This window comes from Hyphomonas sp. (genome assembly GCF_013823385.1).
Lineage (GTDB): Bacteria > Pseudomonadota > Alphaproteobacteria > Caulobacterales > Hyphomonadaceae > Hyphomonas.
The window spans coordinates 1-1,864 of the sequence record NZ_PNMA01000119.1; the positions used below are offsets into that span (position 1 = coordinate 1).

The 1,864-nt window shown below is 59.0% G+C and carries 3 protein-coding genes and 1 pseudogene; 2 read left to right on the top strand and 2 right to left on the bottom strand.

Features of this window, described 5'->3' with window-relative positions:
- Together C0456_RS20280 and C0456_RS20285 are read left to right on the top strand one after the other, a co-directional pair.
- Positions 1-205, top strand: a 205-nt coding sequence (locus tag C0456_RS20280; protein WP_291056437.1) for a hypothetical protein, incomplete at its 5' end; no start/stop codon positions are given.
- Between the two features lie 120 nt (positions 206-325).
- Positions 326-583 (top strand): hypothetical protein, encoded by a 258-nt coding sequence (locus C0456_RS20285; protein ID WP_291056439.1) that lies wholly within the window; start codon positions 326-328, stop codon positions 581-583.
- A gap of 9 nt (positions 584-592) precedes the next feature.
- Here the strand turns inward: C0456_RS20285 and C0456_RS20290 are convergent, their stop codons facing one another.
- Positions 593-1,228, bottom strand: a complete 636-nt coding sequence (locus C0456_RS20290) for a J domain-containing protein (protein WP_291056442.1) — start codon at positions 1,226-1,228, stop codon at positions 593-595.
- A gap of 155 nt (positions 1,229-1,383) precedes the next feature.
- Positions 1,384-1,740: pseudogene (locus tag C0456_RS20295) on the bottom strand (integrase core domain-containing protein); the annotation flags it as partial.
- Positions 1,741-1,864 lie beyond the last annotated feature (124 nt).

Sequence of the window (1,864 nt, forward strand, 5' to 3'; positions counted from 1 at the left end):
GGGCGCAGGTCGTCGCCTTACCTTCATGATTATCAAGATATTTATGGAAGCGTTAACAACCGCTGGCGGCGAGAATCCGGGCCGATTGTCAAGTTTGCAATGCAGCAAATTTGGGCAACTCAACCTTGTTTGTTTTCTCGAATCGCCTGAACGGGTTGTAACCAGATTATCCACAAGCGCGAATCGACCGGTTGAAAGCGACTAACCGGTTCTGACATATTCTGTGTCTTGCCCAGAAGGCCGCCTTCTCCCGCACGAATTGCGCAATTCACCTACTGGCGCGTGCGTCAAATGAACATTAACCTCTATCGTCCACATAGGAGGCATGAGCAGTTTGCTAACCTACCTTCTGGAAATGCTCCTCAAGTTCGGCGCCGTGATGGTCGTCGCCAACGAGGTGCGCGGTCTGATCCTGACCGCACCCGTGTTCTACGGGATCTATCAGGCTGGCGGCACACTGGCGGCGATCTGGCTCGGCATTTGCAGCCTTGGCGGGATCGCGCTTTCGGTGGTGGTTCCGCTGCTGGCCGCGCGCAAGCTCAAGGCCTTCGTCCGCCGCAAGCAGGCGGTCGTGGCCGACTGACAGGGCAGGTCAGGGCGCCTCGCCCGCTGCGCCCTCTTCATCAGCCGCCGGTTCTGCGTCCGCCACCGGCTCGTCACGCTGGGCCTGCACGGCCTGCGTGATCAGGCGAATGGTATCCTGCCGGCTGCGCATCGTTTCAATGATATAGTCGACGCCCGCGATGGTGATCGTCCAGGTGCCATCCTCGGTAAAGCGGATGTAGCCCTTTTCCCTGAGATACCATGCGTGAAACTCGAAGTTTCGCTGCGAACAGCCGAGCAGATCGATCAGCTGCCATTCGCCCGCTCCGACGGAATCGATATTCTGGCGGCGCAGATTGTAGAGGTGCATCAGGATCGTATCATGTACAATCGCGTCATTGGCTATCGTGCCCTGATCGATCCCGGCAACCCGCACGCCCACCCGGGGAGCGCCGCGGAGCAGATGCGGGTTGGCATCATCATATTCAAGCCGCCGCAGCGGATCACGCAACACGCGGTAGGCAGCGGTTATGTCCTTGAAGCGTTCAAGATCGGCCGAGACGGAATGATCGGGGTGATATTGCTTGGCCAGCGCCTTGTACGCCAGATCGAGCTGCTTGGGATCGCAGTCGGGCCGGACACCGAGGATGCTGTAAAAGTCCGGTTCGTCGGGCGATACTTGCAAGAGATCCTCCTCGGAAACGATAGCACAGGCCCCCTGACCTGATCTCAACCACGCATTACGGGCGCATCACACGCAATTGCAAGGGAAGTGCGTCCGGCTCCGCAAATCCTCGGGCACCAACAAGGCAGCTGACGAGCTCCCATGATTGTTACCAGTCAGAGGTTGAGTTTGGCTCCTTCATGATGGTTGTTTGATAGGATGGCAACGTGTCTGGAGGCATGCCCCCAGGCGCGTTGGCAGGCGATCTCGGCGGGGGTCTTCCCGCCCAGTTTCGCGTGTGGTCTGACCGAATTGTAGTCGTGCCGCCAGGTGGCCAGCACGAACCGGGCATGGGCCAGCGGGGTCAACAGTGTCTCGTTGAGGCATTCGTCGCGCAGGCGACCATTGAAGCTTTCCACGAAGGCGTTCTGCATCGGCTTGCCCGGTGCGATGTAATGCCACTCGAAGCGGCGCTCCTGCGACCAGCGCAGGATCGCCAACGAGGTCAGTTCGGTGCCATTATCGCTGACCACCGCAGGGGACTTGGTGGGCTCTTGGCTTGAACGCACGTCTCCTCCCACCCTCGAATATCCAGAATCCGGCATAGCAAGGGATTAAGGTGCAGCTGCACTACCATATCGGGATGTTGGCGGAGCA

Coding starts and splice junctions, on each gene's coding strand:
- C0456_RS20285 (WP_291056439.1), top strand. CDS start 326: ATGAGCAGTTTGCTAACCTACCTTCTGGAAATGCTCCTCAAGTTCGGC.